Here is a 542-nt window from a genome sequence, read left to right as displayed (position 1 = left end):
AATTGTGATTTGTCGATCTGGGCTACAAAGTCTGCGAACTCATTTTGGAGGGAAAGAGGGGGGAGGGGGATGGAAATATTTTGTAATTCTTTTGCATTTATATTAGCTTGATTAACAGCACCTTTCGCGATGTTCCTTAGAAACTTCTTTGTACTAGGAAAATTTAAAAATTCAGAGAGGTATCTAGGATTTAAAATATTATTCTTTGTTCTGATACGAATAATATAACCTGCAATAACCATATCATAATCTAATTCATAGATACATGTTTTCCCAACTAATTCCAGACTATTTGTACGATTAAATAGTACATCCCCTTTTCTTACAACATACTTTTCTAAGTCCTCCTCTGGAATATCTATATGTTTTAAATTCTGTATGTTTAACTGACCACCTTCAGTTATATTATTCATTCTTAAATATCCGTATTTACCGTTAAGAGTAGCCGGTAAACTCGTCCCATATCGGACTTCTTCAACTAATTCTCCAAGTCTTTTTAATGGAAAGTTTCTTAGCATAAACATCTCGTTAAATCGGGATTT

Annotated in this window: 1 protein-coding gene; it reads right to left on the bottom strand. The window is 33.0% G+C overall.

Annotation, left to right across the window (positions count from 1 at the left end):
* On the bottom strand, window positions 1-518 hold a 518-nt coding region (locus HT693_RS11695), incomplete at its 3' end, for a restriction endonuclease subunit S (RefSeq protein ID WP_205403230.1).
* Window positions 519-542 lie beyond the last annotated feature (24 nt).

It is taken from the genome of Streptococcus sp. 2154, from assembly GCF_013277255.1.
GTDB lineage: Bacteria > Bacillota > Bacilli > Lactobacillales > Streptococcaceae > Streptococcus > Streptococcus pseudopneumoniae.
The sequence above is the reverse complement of the archived record's forward strand: the minus strand, read 5'-3'. Positions and strand labels throughout refer to the sequence as shown.